Here is a 24952-nt window from a genome sequence, read left to right on the forward strand (position 1 = left end):
GCGCTGGGCGACGATTTGGTTTCGGGTGGATATGAATACGATGCAGGACGGCGGGGTGAAGCATTCTATGGCTAAGGAGAGCGGCGGCGGGCTGCCGGCGCGCCGACTGTCGGTGGCGCCGATGCTGGACTGGACCGACCGCCACTACCGCTATTTCGCGCGCCAGATCACCCGGCAGGCCTGGCTGTACACCGAGATGGTCACCACCGGCGCGCTGCTGCACGGCGACGTCGAGCGCCATCTGCGTTTCGACGAAGCGGAGCACCCGCTGGCCTTGCAACTGGGCGGCAGCGAGCCGGCGGAACTGGCGCGTTGCGCCAGGCTGGCGGCGGAATGGGGCTACGACGAGGTCAATCTGAACGTGGGCTGTCCGTCGGAGCGGGTGCAGAAGGGCGCTTTCGGCGCCTGTCTGATGGCCGAGCCGCAATTGGTGGCCGACTGCGTCAAGGCGATGCGCGACGCGGTGTCCATCGACGTGACGGTCAAACACCGCATCGGCATCGACCGCATCGAGCATTACGATTATCTGAGCGACTTCGTCGGCCAGGTGGCGGACGCCGGCTGCCGCACCTTCATCGTGCACGCGCGCAACGCCATCCTCAAGGGCCTGAGCCCCAAGGAAAACCGCGAAATCCCGCCCTTGAAGTACGATTACGTCTACCGGCTTAAGCGGGAGCGTCCGGATCTGGAGATCCTGATCAACGGCGGGGTCAAGAGCCCGGCCGAGATCGACGAGCATCTGCGCCATGTCGACGGCGTGATGGTGGGGCGCGAGGCCTACCACAATCCCTGGCTGATGGCGGATTGGGATCAGCGCTACTACGGCGCCGCCGCCGCGCCGGAGCGCGAGCAGGTGGTGGCCGCGATGATGCCCTATGTGGCGGCGCGGCTGAGCGAGGGCCACAAGACGCGCAATATCGCCCGCCACATCCTGGGCCTGTTCCAGGGGATTCCCGGCGCGCGCAACTGGCGGCGCATGTTGTCCGACGCCAAACTGCTGGACGGCGCCGACGAGCGCCTGTTGCAACAGGCGCTGGAAGCGACGCTGGGCACCGCCCGCCGCGCGGAATAAACCGCCTGGCCGCCGCGGCCAGGAACGGATTCGCGGCGCCGGAGTCTGCTGTAGCAAGGCGAGAGCGCTGTTCTTGCTGAGGCAGGGCCCGACGCCGCCATATTAAGAACGTGTTGACGATCCAAGGAGCAAGCGCGAGACAAGGCGGAAGCCGCGGGTGGCGCAAGAGCGTCTCGACGCCGCGTCAGCTCCCGCGAAGCGCTGCGGATCGTGAACAGGTTCCAAGTCGCGGGACTTCCCAAGGGGGAGCCCGCCATGGCGGCTTGCCGCCTTTTCTGTTCGCCATGCTGGTCATGGCCGTCTGGAGGTGAATCTGAATTGAAACCGCTGAAGCTTGTCCTATTGTCCTCCATCCTGTCGTCCGCCGTCTGGGCCGGACCCAAGGACGTCTTGCACATCTATAACTGGAGCGGCTCCTTGTCGGACGCCATCCTCCGCCAGTTCGAGAAAAGCTGTGATTGCCGCGTGGTGCAGAATTACTACGGCGACAATGAGGAAATGCTGGCCAAGCTGGCGGCCGGGGCCAAGGGCTACGATATGGTGTTTCCGTCCAGCTTCGTGATCGAGGCGATGAGCAAGCAGAAGCTGCTGCGGCCGCTGGATCACGCCAAATTGCCGAATCTGAAGAATGTCGACCCGGCCTATTTGTCCCAAAGCTACGATCCGGGCAACCGCTACACCGTGCCCACGGTGCTGTCGCTGACTTCGGTCGGCTACAATGCGGAGCGTCTGCAGAAACTGGGCATCGACCCGCACAGCTGGTCGGTGATCTTCGATCCCAAGGTGCTGCAGAAGATCAAGGGCAAGGTCACGGTGCTGGACAGCTCGCGCGAGGTGTTCGCCGCCGCGCTGTTCTACCTGGGCAAGAACCCCAACACCGCCAGCCAGGCCGATTATCGCGCGGCGCAGGCGGTGATCAAGCAGGCCAAGCCCTACTGGGCCACTTTCTCCAACGCCAGTTATCTGAAAGAGCTGGCGGTGGGCAATATCTGGGTGTCGCTGGGCTACTCCACCGAGTTCTTCCAGGCCGCCGAGGACGCGCGCCAGGCCAAGCGCCGCTTCCGCATCGCCAATGTGGCGCAGAAGGAAGGCAATGAGCTGGGCGTGGACACCATGGCGGTGCTGGCCAGCGCCAAACGCCCGGACCTGGCGCATCAGTTCATCAACTTCATGCTGGACGGCAAGAACGCCGCCCAATTGACCAACCTCAACGGCGCCACCAATCCGGTCAAGACCGCCGCGCCCTTTTTCCGCGCGGACTTGAAAACCCATCCGGTGATCGATCCGACGCCGGACACCGTGAAAAAATGGACGGTGCTGCGTGAACTGACGCCGGCGGAGCGGCGCTCGCTGGCGCGGATGTGGACGGAAGTGAAGGTCAGCCGTTAAGCTTGTTTTGAGCAAAGTCTGCTGCGCGTCGGCGATACGGCGTTGAAAACCGCTTCGAAATGCTCATGTACCACGTGTACATTCCGCTTTCTCAGTGGTTTTCGCCTTGTCTCGCTCTAGCTCGCTAGACTTTGAACAGGCTCTTAGCATTTGAGCAAAGTCTGCTGCGCGTCGGCGATACGGCGTTGAAAACGGCTTCGAAATGCTCATGTACCCCGTGTACATTCCGCTTTCTCAGCGGTTTTCGCCTTGTCTCGCTCTAGCTCGCTAGACTTTGAATAAGTTCTTATACTTATGTCCGCAGCCCCGGCGTCGTCGGGGCTGCGTCGCATTCGATGGAGTTCTCATGTTCGACAAATTAGTGATGGCCAGCAACAACGCCGGCAAGTTGAAGGAATTCGCCGCGCTGATGGCGCCGCTGGGCATACAAGTGATTCCGCAGGTGGAACTGCAAGTGCCGGAATGCCCGGAACCGCACCACACCTTCCTGGAAAACGCGCTGGAAAAAGCGCGTCACGCCAGCCGCGTGAGCGGCTTGCCCGCGTTGGCCGACGACTCCGGCATCTGCGTCGAGGCGCTGTCCGGCGCGCCGGGCGTGTACTCGGCCCGCTACGCCGGCGAACCCAAGTCCGACGCCGCCAACAACGCCAAGCTGGTGGCGGCGCTGCAGGGCGAGGCCAATCGCCGCGCCTGGTATTACTGCGTGCTGGTCTTGGTGCGCCACGCCGACGATCCGCAGCCGCTGGTGGCGGACGGCATGTGGTTCGGCGAAGTGCGCGACGAGGCGGCCGGCGCCGGCGGCTTCGGCTACGACCCGCATTTCTGGCTGCCGCAGCACGGCTGTAGCGTGGCGGAGATGGACGCGGCGGAGAAAAACCGCGTCAGCCACCGCGGCCAGGCGCTGCAAGCGCTGCTGGCCAAGCTGCGCGCGCTGGCATGAAGCGGGTCCCTTCGTTCAGCGCCCGGCCGGCGCGGCTGGAGCCGCAAGGAGCCGCGACGTGCAGGTGAGCAAGATTTCGCTGTCCGCGCTTGGGCTGGGCGGTCAAGTCGGCTTGAAAGAGCTGCCGCCGCTGTCGCTCTACATCCACTTCCCGTGGTGCGTGCGCAAATGCCCGTATTGCGACTTCAACTCGCACGAGCCCAAGAGCGGCTTCGACGAGATGGCCTATGTCGACGCCTTGCTGCGCGATCTGGAATTCAGCCTGCCCGAGGTCTGGGGCCGTCCGCTGAGCAGCATCTTCATGGGCGGCGGCACTCCCAGCCTGTTCTCGCCTCAGGCGATGGACGCGCTGCTGGCCGGCGTGCGCGCGCGCATGCGGCTGCAGCCGGACGCGGAAATCACCATGGAGGCCAATCCCGGCACCTTCGAGGCCGAGCGTTTCCGCGGCTACCGCGAGGCCGGCATCAACCGGCTGTCCATCGGCATCCAGAGCTTCAAGCCGGCGCATTTGCAGGCGCTGGGCCGCATTCACGACGGCGAGGAAGCGCGTCGCGCCATCGACATCGCGCTGAGCCACTTCGACAACGTCAATCTGGACCTGATGTACGCGCTGCCGGGGCAGACCCTGGACGAAGCGCTGGCCGATCTGGACACCGCGCTGTCCTACGGCATCACCCATCTGTCCGCCTACCATCTGACGATAGAACCCAACACCCTGTTCGCCGTGGAGACGCCGCGCAATCTGCCGGACGACGAAGTCTCCGCCGACATGCAGGAGGCGATAGAAGCCCGGCTCGCCGCCGCCGGCTTCGAACATTACGAGACCTCGGCCTTCGCGCGGCCGGGCCGCCGCGCGCGCCACAATCTCAACTACTGGCAGTTCGGCGACTATATCGGCATCGGCGCCGGCGCCCACGGCAAGATCAGCAGCCATGCCGGCATCGTGCGCCAGATGCGCTACAAGCAGCCGGCCGCCTACCTGCAGGCGGTGGCCGAGGGCAAGCCCCTGCAAAACAGCCGCAAGGTGGGGCGGAGCGAACTGCCCTTCGAATTCATGATGAATCTGTTGCGGCTGACCGAAGGCTTCGAATTGCGCCTGTTCCAGGAGCGCACCGGCCTGCCGCTGTCCGTCATACAATCCGCCTTGACGCAAGCCGAGGCGCAAGGCCTGATCGCGCGCGACGCCGTGATGTTGCGGCCCACGCTCAAGGGCCAGCGTTTCCTCAATGATTTATTAACCCTGTTCCTGAAAGAAGGAGATGAATAATGGCTAAGGAAATCATCCACACCGACAAGGCTCCGGCCGCCATCGGCGCTTACTCGCAAGCCGTGAAAGCCGGCAACACCGTTTACCTGTCCGGCCAGATCCCGCTGGACCCGGCCACCATGAACGTGGTGGAAGGCGGTTTCGCCGCTGAAACCCATCAAGTGTTCAAGAACATGAAGGCCGTGTGCGAAGCCGCCGGCGGCAGCCTGGACCAGATCGTCAAGCTCAACGCCTATCTGACCGACCTGTCCAATTTCGCCACCTTCAACGAAATCATGGGCCAGTACTTCAGCCAGCCCTTCCCGGCGCGCGCCGCCGTCGGCGTGGCCAGCCTGCCCAAGGGCGTGCTGGTGGAGGCGGAAGCGGTTCTGGTACTCTGAGAACCTGTTCAAAGTCTGCTGCGCTTCGTGCAGCCTTGCACGGTGAGTACCAGCTCAAAATGCTCATGTACCACGAGTACATTCCGCTTTTTCGCTCGTTTTCGCCTTGTTTCGCCCTTGCTCGCGAGACTTTGAACAGGCTCGGAGCACCGACTGCTCCAAATGTCAGACCACAAGGCGGCCCAGGCCGCCTTTTTTCATGTTAACTATCCGTGTCCCCCATCTTCGTCGCGGAGGTCGCATGAGAGTCCGGATCGCGCTATTGCTATTGCTGCCGGGTCTGGCCTGGGCCCAGGTTTACAAATGTCGGAGCGCGGACGGCCGGCTGGCCTACAGTGATCGGGCTTGCGCCGACGGCGGCGCGGCGGAAACCTTCCAGCCGCCGCCGCTCAATGTGGTGGAGCAAGACGAGCGCCAGCGCCGCGAGGCGGCCAAGCACCAGGACCAAGGCCGGCGCTGGGCCGCCGACGAGGCGCGCGAGGCCAGGAGGCGCCAGGCGCAGCGACGCCGCGACGAACGCGCGCAGGCGCGGGAACTGGACAAAGCGCGCCGCCGCTGTCATGGTCTGGAGCTTCAGCAACGGCGCTTGCGGCAGTCCGCGGCGGCGGCGCCGGCCAGGAAATCCCTGGCCGAGCGCTTGGCCGGCGTGGAAGAGAAACTGGCCGCGGCGGCGTGTCATCGATTCCAGGAGGGGGCATGAGCGGGTATTCGTTCGAATTGGTCAATGTGTTCGCCGAGGAGCGCTTCGGCGGCAATCCGCTGGCGGTGTTCACCGACGCCAGCGGGCTGGACGAGCGCGAGATGCAGCTCTTGGCCAGACAGATGAATCTGTCGGAAACCGTATTCCTGTTTCCGGACGGCGAAGCGGCGGCGCGCTTGCGCATCTTCACGCCCAGCCAGGAGCTGCCCTTCGCCGGCCATCCCACCCTGGGCGCGGCGGCGGTGCTGCACTGGCGCGGCGAACTGGATTCCCGCTTTCAGTTGCGCACCAACGCCGGCCTGATCCCCATCCTCCACAGCGACGGCGTTTACACCTTGCGGGCGAATCCGCCAAGCGCGCGCGACGCCGGCCTCAGCCGCGGCCAGACCGCGGCGATGCTGGGGCTGGACGAGGAGGACATCGCGCTGGAGCCGACATGGGTGGACACCGGCAGCGAACAATTGCTGATCCGCGCCGCCAGCGCCGGCGCGGTGCTGCGCGCCCGCCCGGTGCACGCCTTGCTGTTGCGCGGCGCCACCTTGAGGCCGGGGCGCAGCGTCGCCTATCTGTGGCACGAGGACGGCGGCGTCGCCACCGTGCGGCTGTTTTTCGAACAGCAGGGCGCGGTGCTGGAAGACCCGGGCACCGGATCGGCCTGCGCCAATCTGGGCGGCTGGTGCGCGCTCAACGGCCTGGGGCCCTTGCAGTGGCGGGTGGAGCAGGGCGCGGCGCTGGCGCGGCCCAATGTGCTGCATCTGCAAGTGGACGCCGCGGGCGATATCCTGGTGGGCGGGCGGGTGTTGCGGATAGGCCGCGGCGAGATATCCCTGTGAGTTTCATCGTCCCTCGTTTCCATTCTTGACGTCGGCATTGGCTGTTGGCATCCTAGAGCCGCTGCTCCAAACCAACGTTTCTTTTCGGCGTGCCGGCGGTTCCGGGGCGGCGTTCAGATAATTAAAAGGCCGCTGCGGCCGCCCGTTCGCGGCGCGGCCTCGCGGTCCGATTCGCGAGGAAATCAAGATGAGCAAATTCGCCAAAGCCGCCTGCCTGGCGTCCGCGCTGGGCCTGTTCAGCCATATGGCGCTGGCCGACAGCGCCGCCGGCGTCTGGAAGACGATAGACGACGAAACCAAGCAGGCCAAGGCCCTGGTGCAGATCACCGAAAGCGCCGGCGGCGAGCTGAACGGCAAGATCATCAAGCTGTTCGCCAACCCGGAAGCGGTGTGCGACAAGTGCGAAGGGGACCGCAAAGGCAAGCCGGTCAACGGCATGCAAATCCTGTGGGGCCTGAAGAAGGACGGCGCGGAGTGGGGCAGCGGCAAAATCCTGGATCCCAAGTCCGGCAAGATCTACACCTCCGGCGCCAAGCTGATCGAAGACGGCAAGAAGCTGCGCGTGCGCGGCTACATCGGCCCCTTCTTCCGGTCCCAGGTGTGGGAGCGGCAGTAAGCGCAAGGGCCGCGACGCGGCGCGCGTGAGCAAGGCGGAAGCGCGAACAGCTTCCGCCTTTTTCTTTATTGGGTACAATCGCTGCTGATGAGCTCCCTAATCGACCCCGCCAATCAGCCGCCGGCCGTGGCGCCGGCGCTGGCCAAGAAGCTGGAAAAGCTGGGCATACGCCGCCGTTTCGATCTGGTCCTGCATCTGCCGCTGCGCTATGAGGACGAGACCCATCTGTACGCCATCGCCGACGCGCCTTACGGCCAGGCGGTGCTGGTGGAGGGCGAGGTGATCGCCCATGAGATCCAGTTCCGACCGCGCCGCCAACTGGTGGCGCGCATCGAGGACGCCAGCGGCAGCCTGGTGCTGCGCTTCATTCATTTCTACCCCAACCAGGTCAAGCAGTTCACCACCGGCAACCGGGTGCGCGCGCTGGGCGAGATCCGCCGCGGCTTCGCCGGCGACGAGATGGTGCATCCCAAGATCCGCGAAGTGGGCAACGGCGCGCCGCTGGCGGACAGCCTGACGCCCATCTATCCCACGGTCAACGGCCTGACCCAGCCGGCGCTGCGCAAGCTGATCCACGCCGAGCTGGACAGCCAGCCGCTGGGCGAGACGCTGCCGGAGGAGTTGGCAGCGCCGTTGCGGCTGACGCCGTTCGCCGAGGCGATCCGCCTGCTGCACCTGCCGACGCCGGACTACAGCGCCGGCCAGCTGGCCGATCCGGCCCTGCCGGCCTGGCAGCGGCTCAAATTCGACGAGTTGCTGGCGCAGCAGCTGTCGATGCGGCTGGCCTATCGCGCGCGCAGGCTGGGCCGCGCGCCGCCCTTGCGCGGCGACGGCGCCTTGAGCCGGGCGCTGGCCGAGCGCCTGCCGTTCACGCTGACCGGCGCGCAGCAGCGCGCCTTGGCGGAAGTCCGCGCCGACCTGACCCAGCCGCACCCGATGCACCGGCTGCTGCAGGGCGACGTGGGCAGCGGCAAGACCATCGTCGCGGCCCTGGCGGCGCTGACCGCGATCGAATCCGGCTACCAGGTGGCCTTGATGGCGCCGACCGAAATCCTGGCCGAACAGCATTTCCTCAAGCTGTCCGCCTGGCTGGAGCCGCTGGGCGTCCCGGTGCGCTGGCTGGCCGGCAGCCTGCGCAAGAAGCAGAAACAGGAGGCGATGGCGGCCATCGCCAGCGGCGAAACGCGGCTGGCGGTGGGCACTCACGCGCTGTTCCAGGACGAGGTGGCTTTTGAGCGCCTGGGCCTGGTCATCGTCGACGAACAGCATCGCTTCGGCGTGGGCCAGCGGCTGGCGCTGAAAGAGAAGGGCGGCGAGCCGCATCAGCTGATGATGTCGGCGACGCCGATTCCGCGCACGCTGGCGATGAGTTTCTACGCCGATCTCGACGTGTCGGTGATAGACGAATTGCCGCCCGGGCGCACACCCATCGTCACCAAGCTGATCAATAGCGCGCGCCGCGAGGAAATCGTCGCCCACGTGGCCAAGACCTGCGCCGACGGGCAGCAGGCCTATTGGGTGTGCCCGCTGATCGAAGAATCGGAAACCCTGCAATTGCAGACCGCGGTGGACACCCACCAGCAACTGACCGCCGATCTGCCGCATTTGGGCGTGGGCCTGGTGCACGGCCGGATGAAGGCGGACGAAAAGGCGGCGGTGATGGCGGCCTTCGCCCGCAACGAGCTGCAAGTGCTGGTGGCCACCACGGTGATCGAGGTGGGCGTGGACGTGCCCAACGCCAGCCTGATGGTGATCGAGCACGCCGAACGCATGGGCCTGGCCCAGTTGCATCAATTGCGCGGCCGGGTGGGGCGCGGCAGCGCGCGCAGCGTCTGCGTGCTGATGTTCGACAATCCCTTGTCGGACTTGGCCAAGGCGCGCTTGAAAGTGATTTACGAGAATGTTGACGGTTTCGAGATCGCGCGCCAGGATTTGCTGATCCGCGGCCCCGGCGAACTGCTGGGCGCGCGTCAGAGCGGCCTGCCCATGCTGCGTTTCGCCAACCTGGAAGAGGATCTGGAACTGCTGGAAGCGGCGCGCGAGCTGGCGCCCTTGCTGCTGGAGCGCCATCCGCAGGCGGTGGACGCTCATCTGGACCGTTGGCTGGCGGGGCGCGAGCAGTTTCTCAAGGCTTGAGTGCGCCATGAATCGGGCAAAAAAAAAGCGCCTCGGCTGGGGGGCTGAGGCGCAAAGGGATTGCTGCAAACAACAAAGGAGAAACCATGATGAAGCGAGCAAATATTAGCAATTTATAAAATATTGGCACAAGCAATCCGGGCTTAAAGCTTGACCCAGGTCAATCGAAAATTTTCCGGGCGGAAATGCCAAAAGAAAAAGCCACCGCGGTGCGGTGGCTTTGTTTTTTCCGGCAGCCTTAAACAGAGGCTGAAAGACCGTGACCGGACTTGATTACAGCCAGAGCGAGGCCACGTAGTACAGCCCGCCCGCCAGCAGCATGGACACCGGCAGGGTGAACAGCCAGGCCAGCGCGATGGAGCGGATGGTGGACATCTGCAGGCCGGCCTTGTCCGCCACCATGGTGCCGGCCACGGCGCTGGACAGCACCTGGGTGGTGGACACCGGGAAGCCGAACTGGCTGGCGAGGCCGATGGAGATGGCGGCGGTCATCTGCGCCGACACGCCCTGGGCGTAAGTCATGTCCTTCTTGCCTATGCCTTCGCCCACGGTCTTCACCACGCGGCGCCAGCCCACCATGGTGCCGATGCCCAGCGACAGCGCCACGGCGACGATCACCCAGGTGGGCGCGTATTCGGTGGTGGTGGTCAGATCCTTGCGCAGGTTCTGCAGCATCTGCTTGTCGTCGGCGGACAGCTTGGGCAGCGCGGAGGCCTTCTTGGCGGCGTCGTCCAGGCACAGCAGCTCGGTGCGCACGTTCCAACGCTGTTCCGAGCTCAGCGCGTGGTAGTCGCCGCCGTCGCCCATGGTGCTCAGCAGGCGCTTGACGGTGTCGCCGGTTTCCAGCGGATGGCACTCGTACTGGCTGCTGCCCTTGGACGGCACGATGATCTTGCTCAGTTCGACCTGATGGCGCTCATAGAACTTCTGCAGGTGAATGGCGGCGTCGCGGGTGCGGTCCAGCTGGTAAGGCGTGCTGTCCAGATCCAGCACGAATTTGGCCGGCACGATGCCGATCAGCACCAGCATGATCAGGCCCACGCCTTTTTGGCCGTCGTTGGAGCCGTGGGCGAAGCTGACGCCCATGGACGACACGATCAGCATGAAGCGGGTCCAGAACGGCGGATGCTTGCGGCCTTCCACCTGCTGGCGTTGGTAGGGGGTTTTGTGCACATTGCTGTGCGGCCGGTAGCGCCGCAGCAGAATGACGATCAGCGCGGCGAGCAGGGCGCCCACCACGGGCGAGGCCAGCAGCGAGGCGCCGACGTCGATGGCCTTGCTCCAGTTGATGCCGTGGGACAGCGAGGTGCCGTGGATCAGGCTGTTGGCCACGCCCACGCCCAAAATGGCGCCGATCAGCGTGTGGCTGCTGGACGCGGGCAGACCGAAATACCAGGTACCCAGGTTCCAGGCGATGGCGGCGGTCAACAGCGCGAACACCATGGCCATGCCGCGGGTGGTGTTGATCGAGATCAGCAGGTCCACCGGCAGCAGGTGCACGATGGCGTAGGCGACGGCGAGGCCGCCGGTGATCACGCCGAGGAAGTTGAAAATGCCGGAATAGAACACCGCGAGACGCGGTTTCATCGATTGGGTATAGATAACGGTTGCCACCGCGTTGGCGGTGTCATGGAAGCCGTTGATGAACTCAAAGGCGAGCACGAAGCCCAGGGAAAGCACCAAGGTGATGGCGACGTGGGTCTCAAGCCCGGAAAACAGGTCCAACATGGTGAAATGTGCACGCAGTATCGTAAAGGCGGGATTGTTGTGTCCAAGGCCAATGCCGTCAAGTACTTATAAAAAAAAAATAAATGGTGTCGCATTTGCCGGAAAAGCATGCGGAATCGCCTTGACAGACCGGGCGGGGAGAACGGCGGATTTAGGCCGTTTTTTGCCGCCGTCATGCGCTTTTGCCCGCGTGGAAACGCCAACGGCCGTCATGCCGGAAACGGTCATGACGGCGGTCTGGGAGCCGGGGCGGAATCAGCCGAACTTGCCGGTGATGTAGTCCTCGGTGGCCTTCTTCTGCGGGGTGGTGAAGATGGAGTCGGTGTCGCCGAACTCGATCAATTCGCCCAGATACATATAGGCGGTGTAGTCCGACACCCGCGCCGCCTGCTGCATATTGTGGGTGACGATGGCGATGGTGTAGTCCTCTTTGAGCTCATGGATCAGCTCTTCGATGTGGGCGGTGGAAATCGGGTCCAGCGCCGAAGTGGGCTCGTCCAGCAGCAGCACTTCCGGCTTGGACGCCACCGCGCGCGCGATGCACAGCCGCTGCTGCTGGCCGCCGGACAGCGAGTTGCCGGACTGCTTGAGCTTGTCCTTGACCTCGTCCCACAGCGCGGCCTTGCGCAGCGCCCATTCCACCCGGTCCTCCATCTCGCCCTTGGACAGTTTTTCGTAGAGCTTCACGCCGAAGGTGATGTTGTCGTAGATGGACATCGGGAATGGGGTGGGCTTCTGGAACACCATGCCCACCTTGGCGCGCAGCAGGTTGACGTCCACGTCGCGGCCCAGGACGTTGTGGCCGTCCAGCAGGATGTCGCCCTCGGCGCGCAGGCCGGGGTAGAGCTCGTACATGCGGTTGAAGGTGCGCAGCAGCGTGGACTTGCCGCAGCCGGACGGGCCGATGAAGGCGGTGACCTTGCGCGAGGCGATTTCCAGCTGGATGTTTTTCAGCGCGTGGAAATTGCCGTAAAAGAAGTTCAGATTCTTGACCTGAAGCTTGGAGTGGATTTCAGCCATGGTCTGCAAGCCTTAATGCGATTGGTTTTTCTGGCTGCCCATCCAGCGGGCAACGATGTTCAGCGTCAGCACGCTGAAGGTGATCAACAGGGAGCCGGCCCAGGCCAGCTTGTGCCAGTCCTCGTACGGGCTCATCGCGAACTGGAAGATCACGATGGGCAGGTTGGCCATCGGCTGGTTCATATTGCTGTTGAAGAACTGGTTGTTCAGCGCGGTGAACAACAGCGGCGCGGTTTCGCCGGAAATGCGCGCCACCGCCAGCAGGATGCCGGTCAGCACGCCGGCCTTGGCCGAGCGCAGGGTGACGTGCAAGGTGACCTTCCACTGCGGCGCGCCCAGCGCGGACGCGGCTTCGCGCAGGCTGCCCGGCACCAGGCGCAGCATGTTCTCGGTGGTGCGCACCACCACCGGAATCACCAGGATGGCCAGCGCGAAGGAGCCGGCCCAGCCGGAAAAGTGGCCGACCGACACCACGTAGACTTCGTAGATGAACAGGCCGATGACGATGGACGGCGCGGACAGCAGGATGTCGTTGATGAAGCGGGTGGCCGGCGCCAGCCAGCCGCGCTGGCCGAACTCGGCCAGATAGATGCCGGCCAGGATGCCGATCGGCGTGCCGAACAAGGTGCCGAAGCCGGTCATCATCAGGCTGCCGTAAATGGCGTTGGCCAGGCCGCCGGTGCTGCCCGGCGGCGGGGTGCTGGAGGTGAACACCTCCCAGTTGAGCCCGGACAGGCCGTGCTGCAACAGGGTGGTCAGAATCCAGAACAGCCAGAACAGGCCGAAGGCCATGGTGAACATCGAGGCGCCCATATTGACGCGGTTCACCAGCCGGCGGCGGCGATAGACGCTGCTGTCGGCTTTGGCGGCGATGGCGGACTGGGGTGGGCGCAGGGCGGAATTCATAACGGTTTGGCTCATGCGGTTAGCGTCTCTCATGCTCAGGAAGGACGACCTTCCTGTTTCTTCAGGCGCAGCAACAGCAGTTTAGAACACGCCAGCACCACGAAGGTGATGAAGAACAGAATCAGGCCCAGTTGAATCAGGGAGGAGAGATACAGCTCGCCGTTGGCCTCGGCGAACTCATTGGCCAGCGAGGAGGCGATGGAATTGCCCGGCTCGAACAGGCCGGCGGCGAAACGGGTGGAGTTGCCGATGACGAAGGTCACCGCCATGGTCTCGCCCAGCGCGCGGCCCAGGCCCAGCATGATGCCGCCGACCACGCCGGTCTTGGTATAGGGCAGCACCACGTAGCGCACCACTTCCCAAGTGGTGGAGCCCAGGCCGTAGGCGGACTCCTTCAGCATCACCGGCACCACTTCGAACACGTCGCGCATCACCGAGGCGATGAAGGGAATGATCATGATGGCCAGGATCAGGCCGGCGGTGAAAATGCCTATGCCCATCGGCGCGCCCTGGAACAGCACGCCCAGCAGCGGCACCTCGCCCAGGGTGTCGATCAGCAGCGGCTGCACGTGGTCGGCGAAGATGGGCGCGAACACGAACAGGCCCCACATGCCGTAGATGATGGACGGGATGCCGGCCAGCAGTTCCACCGCGATGCCCAGCGGCCGCTTCAGCCAGGTGGGGCACAGCTCGGTCAGGAACAGGGCGATGCCGAAGCTGACCGGCACGCCGATCAGCAAGGCGATGAAAGAGGTGGCCAGGGTGCCGAAGATGGGCACCAGCGCGCCGAACCGCTCATTGACCGGGTCCCAGTCGCTGGTGACCAGAAACTTGAAGCCGAAGGCGTGGATGCTCGGCAACGCGCCGATCAACAGCGAAATCAGGATGCCCACCAGCAAGGCCAGCACCAGGAAGGCGAAAAAACGGGTGACCCAGCGGAACAGATTGTCCAGCAATAACTGGGTTTTGATTTGCTGCGGATTGCTCAACTTTTGCATATGCATGCTCATTTATCAGACAAAAAGCCGGGGAGCGCGTCCCCGGCCGCTTGCGTGCATTGTATGCGGCTCAGTTCCACACCGGCTTGCCGCCGTTGTCGGCAATTTGCTTCCAGCTGGCGCGGATCACGCCCTTGATCGCGTCCGGCATCGGGATGTAGTCCAGATCCAGCGCGGTCTTGTCGCCGTTCTTGTAAGCCCAGTCGAAGAACTTCAGCACCTCGCCGCCTTGCGCCGGCTTGTCCTGTTTCTTGTGCATCAGGATGAAGGTGGCGCCGGCGATCGGCCAGCTGTCCTTGCCCGGCTGGTTGGTCAGCAGCAGGTAGAAGCCCGGCGCTTTTTTCCAGTCGGCGTTGGCGGCGGCGGCCTTGAAGCTGGACTCGTCCGGCTTGACGAAGCTGCCGGCCTGGTTCTGCATCAGGCCGAAGGCCAGCTTGTTCTGCTTGGCGTAGGCGTATTCCACATAGCCGATCGCGCCCTTGATGCGGGTCACGTAGTTGGCCACGCCCTCATTGCCCTTGCCGCCCACCGGGTTGCCTTTCCAGCTGACCGCGGTGTTGGAGCCCACTTCCTTGGCCCAGTCCGGAGAGACCTTGGACAGGTAGTTGGTGAAGATGAAGGTGGTGCCGGAGCCGTCGGAGCGACGCACCACGGAGATGCGCAGGTCCGGCAGCTTGACGCCGGGGTTCAGCTTGGCGATGGCCGGGTCGTTCCACTTGGACACCTTGCCCAGGTAGATGTCGGCCAGCAGCGGGCCGGTGAACTTCACTTGTCCCGGGGTGATGCCGGGCACGTTCAGTACCGGTACCACGCCGCCGATCACGGTGGGGAATTGGGTCAGTCCGGATTTTTCCAGCTCTTCCGGCTTCAGCGGCATGTCGGACGCGCCGAAATCCACGGTCTTGGACTGGATCTGCTTGATGCCGCCGCCGGAACCGATGGATTGATAGTTCAGATTATTATTGGTGCCGGCCTTGTAGGCGGCGGCCCATTTGGCGTACAGCGGGTACGGGAAGGTGGCGCCCGCGCCGGTGATGTCGGCGGCCACGGCCGCGCCGGACAGGCAGACGGAACCCAGTACAAACGATGCGGCCAGACGAACAGACTGTTTCATGCCTACTCCTGAGAATGGATGAGGTGCGTGGTGATGGGCGCATGCTAAGGCTGAAATTTTTCAGGAATATTACAAGTCGTCGAAACGGCTTCGTTTGCGGACAATCAACATCAGCCGGATGCCGGTTTGAGCCAAGATGGCGGCTGCGGATATAATCGGCGGATATTCAAGAATCGCGGGAGGCGGAGATGGCCGGCAAGCTGGTGATTGGCAACTGGAAGATGAATACCCGCGCCGACAGCGCGCAGACGCTGCTGCAGGCGCTGCTGGCGGATGAGACGAGCAACCGCGGCTGGGTCGGCGTGGCCGCGCCGGCGGTCTACCTGGCCGGCCTGGGCGAGCGGCTGCGCGGTCAGGCCTTGCGCCTGTGCGCGCAGGACGTCAGCGCCTTCGATCAGGACGGCGCCTTCACCGGCGAGACCAGCGCCGCGATGCTGGCCGACATCGGCTGCGCTTACACCCTGGTGGGCCACTCGGAGCGCCGCCAATATTTTGGCGAGAGCAACGCGGTTCTACTGAAGAAGATGCGCGCCGCCATCGCCGCCGGCCTGGTGCCGGTGCTGTGCGTCGGGGAAACGCTGGACGAGCGCGAGGCGGGCCGTCAGTTGGAGGTGATTAGAGATCAGCTTGCGCTTCTGTCCGAGATAGACCATGGTGAATACGTTGTGGCTTATGAACCGGTCTGGGCCATCGGCACCGGCAAGGTGGCGACGCTGGCGCAAATCGCCGAAATCCACGGCGCGATCAAAAATTGGTGCTTGCAAAACGTCAAGGCCTCCGATAATATTCGCGTCCTCTACGGCGGCAGTGTCAAGGCAGAGAATGCCGAAGCGATTCTGGCGACTGAAAATGTCGACGGAGCCCTTGTTGGAGGGGCATCTCTGGACGCCGGTTCATTCAGGGCAATTTGCCAAGCCGCAGGAAAATTGATATAGTATGGAACTTATTAAGACGCTTATCTGGATTGTAAATATCCTGTCTGCAGGGACTATTATCGTGCTGGTTTTGATGCAGCACGGCAAAGGCGCGGACATGGGGGCGGCTTTCGGTAGCGGCTCTTCCGGTAGCTTGTTCGGCGCGTCTGGTTCTGCGAATTTCTTGAGTAGGACAACCGCTGTCGCAGCGGCCGTGTTCTTCTCGACTTCCCTTGCTCTGGTTTTTCTGTCTGGGGGCGGAAAAAGCGATTTGGGCGTAATGGGGGCCAAGGTTGAACAGGTTGCACCGCAAATCCCGGCCGGTGTGCCTAGCGATAAAGCTTCGGGTACGACATCGAAAATACCGGAGTAACAATTAAAGCTTGCTGTGCCGACATGGTGAAATTGGTAGACACGCTATCTTGAGGGGGTAGTGGCGAAAGCTGTGTGAGTTCGAGTCTCACTGTCGGCACCACCATTCAAAAACAGGCCACCGGGACTCCGGTGGCCTGTTTTATTTGGAGCCAAGGGGGGTAACCCCCTTTTTTGTGGGGGTGTACGGGAAATGCTGCAAAATTACTTTCCCATTCTGCTGTTTGTCATGGTCGGACTGTTGGTCGGCGTAGGCCCTATTTTATTGGGCAAACTGCTGGCTCCCAACCGTCCCGATCCTGAGAAACTGTCTCCGTATGAGTGCGGCTTCGAGGCTTTCGAAGATGCCCGCATGAAGTTTGACGTCCGCTATTATCTGATAGCCATCCTCTTCATCCTGTTCGACCTCGAGGTCGCCTTCCTGCTGCCGTGGGCGGTGGTGTTGAAGGAGCTGGGGACCTATGGTCTGGGCGTCATGGTGGAGTTCCTGGGCGTATTGACCCTGGGCTTCGTCTACATGTGGAAAAAAGGAGCTCTGGAATGGGAGTAGAAGGTATTCTGGAGAAGGGGTTTGTCACCACGACGGCTGACAAGCTCATCAATTACACCCGAACCGGTTCGCTGTGGCCGATGACCTTTGGTCTGGCCTGTTGCGCGGTCGAGATGATGCACGCCGGCGCGGCGCGCTACGACCTGGACCGTTTCGGCATCGTGTTCCGTCCCAGCCCGCGCCAGTCCGATCTGATGATCGTGGCCGGCACGCTGTGCAACAAGATGGCTCCGGCCCTGCGCAAGGTTTACGACCAGATGGCCGAGCCGCGCTGGGTGATCTCGATGGGGTCCTGTGCCAACGGCGGCGGCTATTATCATTATTCCTATTCAGTCGTGCGCGGCTGCGATCGCATCGTGCCGGTCGACGTCTACGTGCCCGGCTGTCCGCCAACTGCAGAGGCCTTGCTGTACGGCATCATTCAGCTGCAGAACAAGATCAAACGCACCAACACCATCGCCCGCTAAGGTAGAAACTTATGGCCTCCAAGAAAATGGACGCGTTAGGGTCGGCTGTGCAGCAGGCGCTGGGCGACAAGCTCGTGCAAAGCACGCTGGCTCTGGAAGAGCTGACCATTGTATGCAAGGCGGCGGATCTGATCGCCGTGGCGACCACGCTGCGCGACCACGCCGACCTGTCTTTTGAGCAATGCATCGATTTGTGCGGCGTGGACTACAGCGCATACCGCGACGAGGTATGGGACGGTCCGCGCTTCGCCGTTGTCTACCACCTGTTGTCGGTCAAGCACAATCAGCGCGTCCGCCTGCGCGTGTTCGCCGAAGACGACGCCTTCCCGGTGGTCGACTCGGTCGTCGGCGTCTGGAGCGGCGTCAACTGGTTCGAGCGCGAAGCGTTCGACCTGTTCGGCATCGTTTTCGACGGCCACCCCGACCTGCGCCGCATCCTGACCGACTACGGTTTCGTCGGCCATCCGTTCCGCAAGGACTTCCCGCTGTCCGGTCACGTGGAAATGCGTTACGACCCGACACAACAGCGCGTGATCTATCAGCCGGTGACCATCGAGCCGCGCGAAATCACGCCGCGCATCATTCGCGAGGAGAACTACGGTGGCTGAAATCCGTAACTACACCCTCAACTTCGGCCCGCAGCACCCGGCCGCGCACGGCGTGTTGCGCCTGGTGCTGGAACTGGACGGCGAAGTCGTCCAGCGCGCCGACCCGCACATCGGCCTGCTGCACCGCGGCACCGAAAAGCTGGCCGAGAGCAAGACCTTCATCCAGTCGCTGCCTTATATGGACCGTCTCGACTACGTGTCCATGATGTGCAACGAGCACGCTTACTGCCTGTCCATCGAGAAGCTGCTGGGCATCGACGTGCCCGAGCGCGCGCAATACATCCGCGTGATGTTCGCCGAGATCACCCGTCTGCTGAACCACTTGCTGTGGATTGGCGCGCACGGCCTCGACATCGGCGCGATGACCGTGTTCCTGTACGCCTTCCGCGAACGCGAAGACCTGATGGACTGCTATGAGGCGGTGTCCGGCGCGCGTCTGCACGCGGCTTACTTCCGTCCCGGCGGCGTGTATCGCGATCTGCCGGACAGCATGCCGCAGTACACCGTCTCCAAGATCAAGAACGCCCGCGAACTGGCCCGCCGCAATGAAGGCCGCCAGGGTTCGCTGCTGGACTTCATCGACGAGTTCACCCAGCGCTTCCCGGGCTATGTGGACGAGTACGAGACCCTGCTGACCGACAACCGCATCTGGAAACAGCGCACCGTCGGCATCGGCGTGGTGACGCCCGAGCGCGCGCTGAACCTGGGCCTGACCGGCCCGATGCTGCGCGGCTCCGGCATTGCCTGGGATTTGCGCAAGAAGCAGCCCTACGATGTGTATTCCAAGCTGGATTTCGACATCCCGGTGGGCGTCAACGGCGATTGCTACGACCGCTACCTGGTGCGCGTCGAGGAAATGCGTCAGTCCAACCGCATCATCCGCCAGTGCGTGGAATGGCTGCGCAAGAACCCGGGCCCGGTGATCACCGACAACCATAAAGTGGCGCCGCCTTCGCGCGAAGGCATGAAGGCCAATATGGAAGACCTGATCCACCACTTCAAACTGTTTACCGAAGGCATGCACGTGCCGGAGGGCGAGGCTTATGTGGGCACCGAGCACCCGAAAGGCGAGTTCGGCGTCTACCTGGTGTCCGACGGCGCCAACAAGCCGTACCGCCTGAAGATCCGCGCGCCCGGCTACGCTCACCTGGCGGCGCTGGACGAGATGGCCAAGGGCCATATGATCGCCGACGTGGTGGCCATCATCGGTACGCAGGATATCGTGTTTGGGGAGATTGACCGCTGATGCTGTCCGCTGAATCGCTAGCCAAAATCGATCGCGAAGTCGCCAAATATCCCGCCGACCAGAAACGGTCCGCGGTGATGGGTGCCTTGCGCATCGCGCTGACTGAACGTCGCGAAGCGGGCTCCGCTCCGGAGGAGCGTTGCCTGAATACCGAGGTGATCGAGTTCGTCGCCAACTACCTGCAGATTCCGCCGGTAGCCGCGTACGAAGTCGCCACCTTTTACAATATGTACGACATGAAGCCGGTTGGGCAGTACAAGATCACTGTCTGCACCAACCTGCCCTGTGCCTTGTCCGGCGGCGTCAACGCCGCCGAGTACATCTCCAAGAAGCTGGGCGTCGCCATCGGCGAAACCAGCGCCGACGGCAAGTACACCTTGCTGGAAGGGGAGTGCATGGGCGCCTGTGGCGACGCGCCGGTCTTGCTGGTCAACAACCACAAGATGTGCAGCTTCATGACGCCCGAAGCAATCGATAAGAAACTGGCGGAGCTGAAATAATGGCAATCTTCGTCAATGGCGTGATTTTCGATGGCGTCGACACTTCCGATCCCCATTGCTGGCAACTGAGCGCCTACGAGGCGCGCGGCGGCTACCAGGCGCTGCGCCGCATCCTGGACAGCAAGATGGCCCAGGAAGACGTGATCGCCGAAGTGAAGAACTCCGGCCTGCGCGGCCGTGGCGGCGCGGGTTTCCCCACCGGCCTGAAGTGGAGCTTCATGCCGCGCTCCTTCCCGGGCGACAAATACGTGGTGTGCAACACCGACGAGGGCGAGCCGGGCACTTTCAAGGACCGCGACATCCTGCGCTTCAATCCGCATTCGCTGATCGAAGGCATGATCATCGCCGGTTACGCGATGGGCACCAAGGCCGGCTACAACTACATCCACGGTGAAATCTTCGCCGAGTACGAGCGTTTCGAAGAAGCGCTGGACGAAGCGCGCAAGGCGGGCCTCCTCGGCGAGAACATCCTGGGTTCCGGCTTCAACTTCGACCTGTTCGCCCATCACGGCTACGGCGCCTACATCTGCGGCGAGGAAACCGCGCTGCTGGAATCGCTGGAAGGCAAGAAGGGCCAACCGCGCTTCAAGCCGCCGTTCCCGGCCAGCTTCGGCCTGTACGGCAAGCCGACCACCATCAACAACACCGAATCGTTCGCCTCGGTGCCCTTCATCATCCGCGACGGCGCGCAGCCCTTCCTGGAAAAGGGCAAGCCGAACAACGGCGGCACCAAGCTGTTCTCGGTGTCCGGCCACGTGAACCGTCCGGGCAACTACGAAATCCCGCTGGGCACCCCGTTCTCCGAGTTGCTGGAAATGGCCGGCGGCATGCGCGACGGCAAAAAGCTCAAGGCGGTGATTCCGGGCGGCTCGTCCGCGCCCATCCTGCCCGCCGACGTCATGATGCAGTGCACGATGGACTACGACAGCATCGCCAAAGCTGGCTCGATGCTGGGTTCCGGCGCCGTCATCGTGATGAACGAAGACGTGTGCATGATCAAGGCGCTGGAGCGTCTGGCCTACTTCTACCATGAAGAATCCTGCGGCCAGTGCACGCCGTGCCGCGAAGGCACCGGCTGGCTGTACCGCGTGATCCATCGCATCGCCAACGGCCAGGGCCGTCCGGGCGATCTGGAGCTTCTGGATTCCGTGGGCAACAATATGGCGGGCCGCACCATCTGTGCGCTGGCCGACGCCGCCGTGTTCCCGGTTCGCAGTTTCACCAAGCATTTCCGTCACGAGTTCGAGTACGCGATCGAACACGGAAAGACCTTGGTGGACCACAAATGGTGTTGAGCGATGCTTGAAATCGAAATCGACGGAAAAAAACTGACGGTCCCGCAAGGCAGTACCGTCATGGAAGCGGCCCACTCGGTGGGCACGTACATTCCGCACTTCTGCTACCACAAGAAGCTGTCCATCGCGGCCAACTGCCGCATGTGTCTGGTGGAAGTGGAAAAAGCGCCCAAGCCGCTGCCGGCTTGTGCCACCCCGGTGACCGACGGCATGAAGGTCCATACCCACTCCGACATGGCCAAGAAGGCCCAGGCCGGCGTGATGGAGTTCCTGCTGATCAACCACCCGCTGGATTGCCCGATCTGCGACCAGGGCGGCGAATGCCAGCTGCAGGATCTGGCCGTGGGCTACGGCAACTCCTCCTCGCGCTATCAGGAAGAAAAGCGCGTGGTGGTGGGCAAGGACATGGGCCCGCTGGTCTCGGCGGAAGAAATGTCGCGCTGCATTCACTGCACCCGTTGCGTGCGCTTTACCGAGGAAGTCGGCGGCTTCCAGGAAATCGGCATGGCTCATCGCGGCGAGTTCTCCGAGATTCTGCCCTTCCTCGGCAAGACCGTGGATTCGGAAATCTCCGGCAACGTCATCGATCTGTGCCCGGTGGGCGCGCTGACCTCCAAGCCGTTCCGCTACAGCACCCGCGCCTGGGAGCTGTCGCGCCGCAAATCGGTCAGCCCGCACGACGGCCTGGGCTCCAACCTGATCGTTCAGGTCAAGAGCAATGAAGTGATGCGCGTGCTGCCGCTGGAAAACGAGGCCATCAACGAGTGCTGGATCGCCGACCGCGACCGCTTCTCCTACGAGGGCTTGAACTCGGCCGAGCGTCTGAAGCAGCCGATGATCAAGTTCGACGGCCAGTGGCACGAGACCGACTGGGAAACCGCGTTGAACTACGTGGTGAAGGGCCTGAACGGCGTGTCCGCCGATCACGGCAAGGACGCCATCGGCTTCCTGACCAGCCCGCACTCCACCACCGAAGAACTGCATCTGGCGCAAAAGCTGGCGCGCGCCTTCGGCGTGGAAAGCATTGATTACCGTCTGCGCCGCAGCGACTTTGCCGCCGACGCGGCCAAGCAGGGCGCCGAGTGGCTGGGTTCTGGCATTGCCGATCTGGTCGCGGCCAAGTCGGTGCTGGTGGTCGGCTCCACGCTGCGCAAGGAACAGCCGCTGCTGACCTCGCGTCTGCGCACCGCGGCCAAGAAAGGCAGCGAGCTTAACATTATCCATGTCGCCGACGACGAGCTGCTGATCAAGATCAACGCCAAGCTGATCGTATCGCCGCTGGCCCTGGTCAACGGCTTCGCCCAGGTGCTGAAGGCCGTGGCCGAGATCAAGGGCGGCGAAACCGCCGTCGATCTGTCCGCGGTGCAAGTGTCCGCCGAGGCGCGCCGCATCGCCGAGAGCCTGAGCGGCGCGGAAACCGCCGCCGTGGTGCTGGGCAACGTGGCGCAACACCATCCGGCGTTCAGCCAGCTGCTGGCCGTGGCGCAGGAGATCGCCCGCCTGAGCGGCGCCAGCTTCGGCGTGCTGTCCGAGGCCGCCAACAGCGTGGGCGCGGAACTGGCGGGCGCGCTGCCGCAAGGCGCGGGCGCCAACGCCGCCGCGATGATCGCCCAGCCGAAGAAGGCTTACGTGCTGCTGAACACCGAAGTCGAGTTCGACAGCTACAACCCGCAAGCCGCCGTCGCCGCGATGAAGCAGGCCGCCACCGTGATCGCGCTGACCGCGTTCAAGGGCCAGGGCCTGCTGGATTACGCCGACGTGCTGCTGCCGATCGCGCCGTTCTCCGAGACCGCCGGCTCCTTCGTCAATATGGAAGGCAAGCTGCAGAGCTTCAACGGCGTGGTGCGTCCGCTGGGCGAAGCCCGCCCGGCCTGGAAAGTGCTGCGCGTACTGGGCAATATGCTGAATCTGTCCGGCTTCGACTTCAACAGCGCCGAGGAAGTGCGCGCCGAGCTGCTGGCCAAGGGCGACATCGCCGCGCGCCTGAACAATGCGCTGAACCCGCTGAACGTCGCGGCCGCCGCGGCCGCCGGCGTGGCGCGCATCGGCGAAGTGCCGCTGTACCAGGCCGACGCCGTCTGCCGCCGCGCCGAGTCGCTGCAACAGACCCGCGACGCGGCCGAGCCGGTGGCTTCCGCCCACAGCGGCCTGCTGCAGAAGCTGGGCATCGCCGTCGACAGCACCGCATTGCTGAGCCAGGGTTCCGGCCAGGCGCGCGTGCGCATCGTCGCCGACGACAGCCTGCCGCAGGATACGGTCCGCATCGCCACCGCTCACGCGGCCACGCTGGCGCTGGGCGGCATGTTCGACGCTATCGAGATCACCCAGGGGTAAAGCATGGAGTTCTTGCAAGGTATTCTTGGCACTGACGCGGGGCTCGTGGTTTGGACCCTGTTGAAGATCATCGCCATCGTATTGCCGATGCTGCTGTGCGTCGCCTACCTGACCTATGCCGAGCGCAAGGTCATCGGCTTCATGCAGATCCGCATCGGCCCCAACCGGGTAGGCCCGCTGGGCCTGCTGCAGCCTATCGCCGACGCGGTCAAGCTGCTGATGAAGGAAATCATCCTGCCCACCAACTCCAGCAAGGGCCTGTTCCTGCTGGCCCCGGTGCTGTCCATCGCTCCGGCGCTGGCGGCCTGGGCGGTGATTCCGTTCACCGACAAGCTGGTGCTGGCCAACGTCAACGCCTCGCTGCTCTACATCCTGGCGCTGACCTCGATGGGCGTGTACGGCGTGATCATCGCCGGCTGGGCGGGCAACTCCAAGTACTCCTTCCTCGGCGCCATGCGTTCCGCCGCCCAGATCGTGTCCTACGAACTGGCGATGGGCTTCGCGCTGATCGGCGTGCTGATGGTGTCCAGCAGCCTGAACCTGGTGGAGATCGTCCAGCAGCAAGGGCAGGGCATGGCCGGCGGTTCCGTGTTGTCGTGGAACTGGCTGCCGCTGTTCCCGCTGTTCGTGGTCTACCTGATTTCCGGCGTGGCCGAAACCAACCGCGCGCCGTTCGACGTGGCCGAGGGCGAATCCGAGATCGTCGCCGGTTTCCACGTCGAGTACTCGGGCATGGCCTTCGCCATCTTCTTCCTGGCCGAATACGCCAACATGATCCTGGTCGCCGCGCTGACCGCGCTGCTGTTCCTCGGCGGCTGGCTGTCGCCGTTCCCGGCGTCCTGGGGCATTCTGGGCGCGGGCGGCTTCTTCTGGCTGGCGCTTAAAGTGGCCATGGTGCTGTTCTGCTTCCTGTGGTTCCGCGCCACCTTCCCGCGTTATCGCTACGACCAGATCATGCGTCTGGGCTGGAAGGTGTTCATCCCGGTGACCCTGGTGTGGATCCTGGTGGTGGGCGTCTGGATGATGACCCCGCTGTCCTTGTGGCACTGAGACGGGGATAGGTGAAAAGATGAATTCGATCCGCAACTTTTTCAAGACCTTCCTGCTGGTGGAGCTGGTCAAGGGCCTGATGGTCACTGGCCGCTACTTCTTCGCCCGCAAGATCACGGTCCAGTTCCCTGAAGAGAAGACGCCGATTTCGCCGCGCTTCCGCGGTCTGCACGCGCAGCGCCGCTACGCCAACGGCGAAGAGCGCTGCATCGCCTGCAAACTGTGCGAGGCGGTGTGCCCGGCGATGGCGATCAGCATCGAGTCCGAGCAGCGCGACGACGGCACCCGCCGCACCACGCGCTACGACATCGATCTGACCAAGTGCATCTTCTGCGGCTTCTGCGAGGAAGCCTGTCCGGTGGACGCCATCGTGGAAACCCACATCTTCGAATACCACGGCGAAAAACGTGGCGACTTGTACTACACCAAGCCGATGTTGCTGGCGATCGGCGACAAGTATGAGGCCGAGATCGCCGCCAACAAGGCGGCCGATGCCAAGTATCGCTAAGGGGGGGTC

Annotated in this window: 25 protein-coding genes and 1 tRNA gene; 21 read left to right on the forward strand and 5 right to left on the reverse strand. The window is 63.5% G+C overall.

Translation table 11 applies throughout. The features are described from left to right. Positions 1-67: 67 nt before the first annotated feature. The 9 genes from dusA (at position 68) to recG (ending at position 9333) form a co-directional block, all read left to right on the forward strand. Positions 68-1072 carry a tRNA dihydrouridine(20/20a) synthase DusA gene (gene dusA, locus QUG03_RS05255; RefSeq protein WP_500819585.1) on the forward strand — a complete coding sequence of 335 codons (1005 nt, stop codon included), beginning with the start codon at positions 68-70 and terminating at the stop codon, positions 1070-1072. Positions 1073-1390: 318 nt separating this feature from the next. Next, positions 1391-2461, forward strand: a complete 1071-nt coding sequence (locus QUG03_RS05260; RefSeq protein WP_474454385.1) for an ABC transporter substrate-binding protein — start codon at positions 1391-1393, stop codon at positions 2459-2461. A 346-nt stretch (positions 2462-2807) separates the two neighbouring features. After that, positions 2808-3401 carry an RdgB/HAM1 family non-canonical purine NTP pyrophosphatase gene (gene rdgB, locus QUG03_RS05265; protein ID WP_107800416.1) on the forward strand — a complete coding sequence of 198 codons (594 nt, stop codon included), beginning with the start codon at positions 2808-2810 and terminating at the stop codon, positions 3399-3401. A gap of 58 nt (positions 3402-3459) precedes the next feature. Continuing rightward, positions 3460-4668 carry a radical SAM family heme chaperone HemW gene (gene hemW, locus QUG03_RS05270; RefSeq protein ID WP_227104765.1) on the forward strand — a complete coding sequence of 403 codons (1209 nt, stop codon included), beginning with the start codon at positions 3460-3462 and terminating at the stop codon, positions 4666-4668. Further along, positions 4668-5048, forward strand: coding sequence for a RidA family protein (locus tag QUG03_RS05275; RefSeq protein ID WP_043642167.1), 381 nt, complete (start codon positions 4668-4670; stop codon positions 5046-5048). Before hemW ends, QUG03_RS05275 begins: the two co-directional genes overlap by 1 nt. 241 nt (positions 5049-5289) lie before the next feature. Further along, entirely contained in the window at positions 5290-5748 is a 459-nt protein-coding gene (locus tag QUG03_RS05280) for a DUF4124 domain-containing protein (RefSeq protein WP_500819586.1), read from the forward strand. Next, on the forward strand, positions 5745-6581 hold the full coding sequence (locus QUG03_RS05285; protein ID WP_500819587.1) for a PhzF family phenazine biosynthesis protein: 837 nt from the start codon (positions 5745-5747) through the stop codon (positions 6579-6581). Before QUG03_RS05280 ends, QUG03_RS05285 begins: the two co-directional genes overlap by 4 nt. Before the next feature lie 187 nt (positions 6582-6768). Continuing rightward, positions 6769-7197: a DUF2147 domain-containing protein gene (locus tag QUG03_RS05290; RefSeq protein ID WP_227104759.1), complete on the forward strand. Its 429-nt coding sequence runs from the start codon at positions 6769-6771 to the stop codon at positions 7195-7197. An 87-nt stretch (positions 7198-7284) separates the two neighbouring features. After that, complete coding sequence (gene recG / locus QUG03_RS05295) at positions 7285-9333, forward strand: ATP-dependent DNA helicase RecG (protein ID WP_107800411.1); 2049 nt, start codon at positions 7285-7287, stop codon at positions 9331-9333. A 273-nt stretch (positions 9334-9606) separates the two neighbouring features. Here the strand turns inward: recG and QUG03_RS05300 are convergent, their stop codons facing one another. The 5 genes from QUG03_RS05300 to pstS all read right to left on the reverse strand — a co-directional run bounded on the left by QUG03_RS05300 (position 9607) and on the right by pstS (position 15099). Then, entirely contained in the window at positions 9607-11061 is a 1455-nt protein-coding gene (locus QUG03_RS05300) for an inorganic phosphate transporter (protein ID WP_107800410.1), read from the reverse strand. A 255-nt stretch (positions 11062-11316) separates the two neighbouring features. Beyond that, entirely contained in the window at positions 11317-12081 is a 765-nt protein-coding gene (gene pstB / locus QUG03_RS05305; protein WP_043590752.1) for a phosphate ABC transporter ATP-binding protein PstB, read from the reverse strand. A 12-nt stretch (positions 12082-12093) separates the two neighbouring features. Further along, positions 12094-12987 carry a phosphate ABC transporter permease PstA gene (pstA, locus tag QUG03_RS05310; protein WP_233246796.1) on the reverse strand — a complete coding sequence of 298 codons (894 nt, stop codon included), beginning with the start codon at positions 12985-12987 and terminating at the stop codon, positions 12094-12096. Positions 12988-13022: 35 nt separating this feature from the next. Continuing rightward, positions 13023-13985 (reverse strand): phosphate ABC transporter permease subunit PstC, encoded by a 963-nt coding sequence (gene pstC, locus QUG03_RS05315; protein ID WP_107800408.1) that lies wholly within the window; start codon positions 13983-13985, stop codon positions 13023-13025. Positions 13986-14055: 70 nt separating this feature from the next. Then, entirely contained in the window at positions 14056-15099 is a 1044-nt protein-coding gene (gene pstS / locus QUG03_RS05320) for a phosphate ABC transporter substrate-binding protein PstS (RefSeq protein ID WP_107800407.1), read from the reverse strand. Positions 15100-15287: 188 nt separating this feature from the next. Between pstS and tpiA the strand changes: the two genes are divergently transcribed. The 12 genes from tpiA to nuoI all read left to right on the forward strand — a co-directional run bounded on the left by tpiA (position 15288) and on the right by nuoI (position 24943). Then, positions 15288-16034 (forward strand): triose-phosphate isomerase, encoded by a 747-nt coding sequence (gene tpiA / locus QUG03_RS05325; RefSeq protein ID WP_500819588.1) that lies wholly within the window; start codon positions 15288-15290, stop codon positions 16032-16034. Between the two features lies 1 nt (position 16035). Next, positions 16036-16386, forward strand: coding sequence for a preprotein translocase subunit SecG (gene secG / locus QUG03_RS05330; RefSeq protein WP_500819589.1), 351 nt, complete (start codon positions 16036-16038; stop codon positions 16384-16386). A gap of 17 nt (positions 16387-16403) precedes the next feature. Beyond that, positions 16404-16488 (forward strand) — tRNA-Leu (locus QUG03_RS05335). A 90-nt stretch (positions 16489-16578) separates the two neighbouring features. Beyond that, positions 16579-16935, forward strand: a complete 357-nt coding sequence (locus tag QUG03_RS05340) for an NADH-quinone oxidoreductase subunit A (RefSeq protein WP_019103472.1) — start codon at positions 16579-16581, stop codon at positions 16933-16935. Further along, on the forward strand, positions 16926-17402 hold the full coding sequence (locus tag QUG03_RS05345; protein WP_019103471.1) for a NuoB/complex I 20 kDa subunit family protein: 477 nt from the start codon (positions 16926-16928) through the stop codon (positions 17400-17402). Before QUG03_RS05340 ends, QUG03_RS05345 begins: the two co-directional genes overlap by 10 nt. A gap of 11 nt (positions 17403-17413) precedes the next feature. Next, complete coding sequence (locus QUG03_RS05350; protein ID WP_500819590.1) at positions 17414-18010, forward strand: NADH-quinone oxidoreductase subunit C; 597 nt, start codon at positions 17414-17416, stop codon at positions 18008-18010. Beyond that, positions 18003-19256: an NADH-quinone oxidoreductase subunit D gene (locus QUG03_RS05355; RefSeq protein ID WP_227104751.1), complete on the forward strand. Its 1254-nt coding sequence runs from the start codon at positions 18003-18005 to the stop codon at positions 19254-19256. The genes QUG03_RS05350 and QUG03_RS05355 overlap by 8 nt, the downstream gene beginning before the upstream one ends. Continuing rightward, positions 19256-19756, forward strand: a complete 501-nt coding sequence (gene nuoE, locus QUG03_RS05360; RefSeq protein ID WP_107800402.1) for an NADH-quinone oxidoreductase subunit NuoE — start codon at positions 19256-19258, stop codon at positions 19754-19756. Before QUG03_RS05355 ends, nuoE begins: the two co-directional genes overlap by 1 nt. Next, positions 19756-21051, forward strand: coding sequence for an NADH-quinone oxidoreductase subunit NuoF (gene nuoF, locus QUG03_RS05365; RefSeq protein ID WP_107800401.1), 1296 nt, complete (start codon positions 19756-19758; stop codon positions 21049-21051). The genes nuoE and nuoF overlap by 1 nt, the downstream gene beginning before the upstream one ends. Positions 21052-21054: 3 nt before the next feature. Continuing rightward, entirely contained in the window at positions 21055-23385 is a 2331-nt protein-coding gene (gene nuoG / locus QUG03_RS05370; protein ID WP_500819591.1) for an NADH-quinone oxidoreductase subunit NuoG, read from the forward strand. A 3-nt stretch (positions 23386-23388) separates the two neighbouring features. Further along, positions 23389-24435, forward strand: coding sequence for an NADH-quinone oxidoreductase subunit NuoH (gene nuoH, locus QUG03_RS05375; protein ID WP_048413406.1), 1047 nt, complete (start codon positions 23389-23391; stop codon positions 24433-24435). Between the two features lie 28 nt (positions 24436-24463). Further along, positions 24464-24943, forward strand: a complete 480-nt coding sequence (gene nuoI / locus QUG03_RS05380) for an NADH-quinone oxidoreductase subunit NuoI (RefSeq protein WP_196783887.1) — start codon at positions 24464-24466, stop codon at positions 24941-24943. Positions 24944-24952: the final 9 nt, after the last annotated feature.

The sequence above is a fragment of the Chromobacterium sp. CCUG 30098 genome, from assembly GCF_059916605.1.

What these genes read in the sequence shown, in the direction of transcription:
- dusA (WP_500819585.1), top strand. Translation starts at nt 68, where the DNA reads ATGGCTAAGGAGAGCGGCGGCGGGCTGCCGGCGCGCCGACTGTCGGTG.
- rdgB (WP_107800416.1), top strand. Translation starts at nt 2,808, where the DNA reads ATGTTCGACAAATTAGTGATGGCCAGCAACAACGCCGGCAAGTTGAAG.
- QUG03_RS05275 (WP_043642167.1), top strand. Translation starts at nt 4,668, where the DNA reads ATGGCTAAGGAAATCATCCACACCGACAAGGCTCCGGCCGCCATCGGC.
- QUG03_RS05280 (WP_500819586.1), top strand. Translation starts at nt 5,290, where the DNA reads ATGAGAGTCCGGATCGCGCTATTGCTATTGCTGCCGGGTCTGGCCTGG.
- QUG03_RS05285 (WP_500819587.1), top strand. Translation starts at nt 5,745, where the DNA reads ATGAGCGGGTATTCGTTCGAATTGGTCAATGTGTTCGCCGAGGAGCGC.
- QUG03_RS05290 (WP_227104759.1), top strand. Translation starts at nt 6,769, where the DNA reads ATGAGCAAATTCGCCAAAGCCGCCTGCCTGGCGTCCGCGCTGGGCCTG.
- recG (WP_107800411.1), top strand. Translation starts at nt 7,285, where the DNA reads ATGAGCTCCCTAATCGACCCCGCCAATCAGCCGCCGGCCGTGGCGCCG.
- QUG03_RS05300 (WP_107800410.1), bottom strand. Translation starts at nt 11,061, where the DNA reads ATGTTGGACCTGTTTTCCGGGCTTGAGACCCACGTCGCCATCACCTTG.
- pstB (WP_043590752.1), bottom strand. Translation starts at nt 12,081, where the DNA reads ATGGCTGAAATCCACTCCAAGCTTCAGGTCAAGAATCTGAACTTCTTT.
- pstA (WP_233246796.1), bottom strand. Translation starts at nt 12,987, where the DNA reads ATGAATTCCGCCCTGCGCCCACCCCAGTCCGCCATCGCCGCCAAAGCC.
- pstC (WP_107800408.1), bottom strand. Translation starts at nt 13,985, where the DNA reads ATGCAAAAGTTGAGCAATCCGCAGCAAATCAAAACCCAGTTATTGCTG.
- pstS (WP_107800407.1), bottom strand. Translation starts at nt 15,099, where the DNA reads ATGAAACAGTCTGTTCGTCTGGCCGCATCGTTTGTACTGGGTTCCGTC.
- tpiA (WP_500819588.1), top strand. Translation starts at nt 15,288, where the DNA reads ATGGCCGGCAAGCTGGTGATTGGCAACTGGAAGATGAATACCCGCGCC.
- secG (WP_500819589.1), top strand. Translation starts at nt 16,036, where the DNA reads ATGGAACTTATTAAGACGCTTATCTGGATTGTAAATATCCTGTCTGCA.
- QUG03_RS05340 (WP_019103472.1), top strand. Translation starts at nt 16,579, where the DNA reads ATGCTGCAAAATTACTTTCCCATTCTGCTGTTTGTCATGGTCGGACTG.
- QUG03_RS05345 (WP_019103471.1), top strand. Translation starts at nt 16,926, where the DNA reads ATGGGAGTAGAAGGTATTCTGGAGAAGGGGTTTGTCACCACGACGGCT.
- QUG03_RS05350 (WP_500819590.1), top strand. Translation starts at nt 17,414, where the DNA reads ATGGCCTCCAAGAAAATGGACGCGTTAGGGTCGGCTGTGCAGCAGGCG.
- nuoE (WP_107800402.1), top strand. Translation starts at nt 19,256, where the DNA reads ATGCTGTCCGCTGAATCGCTAGCCAAAATCGATCGCGAAGTCGCCAAA.
- nuoF (WP_107800401.1), top strand. Translation starts at nt 19,756, where the DNA reads ATGGCAATCTTCGTCAATGGCGTGATTTTCGATGGCGTCGACACTTCC.
- nuoG (WP_500819591.1), top strand. Translation starts at nt 21,055, where the DNA reads ATGCTTGAAATCGAAATCGACGGAAAAAAACTGACGGTCCCGCAAGGC.
- nuoH (WP_048413406.1), top strand. Translation starts at nt 23,389, where the DNA reads ATGGAGTTCTTGCAAGGTATTCTTGGCACTGACGCGGGGCTCGTGGTT.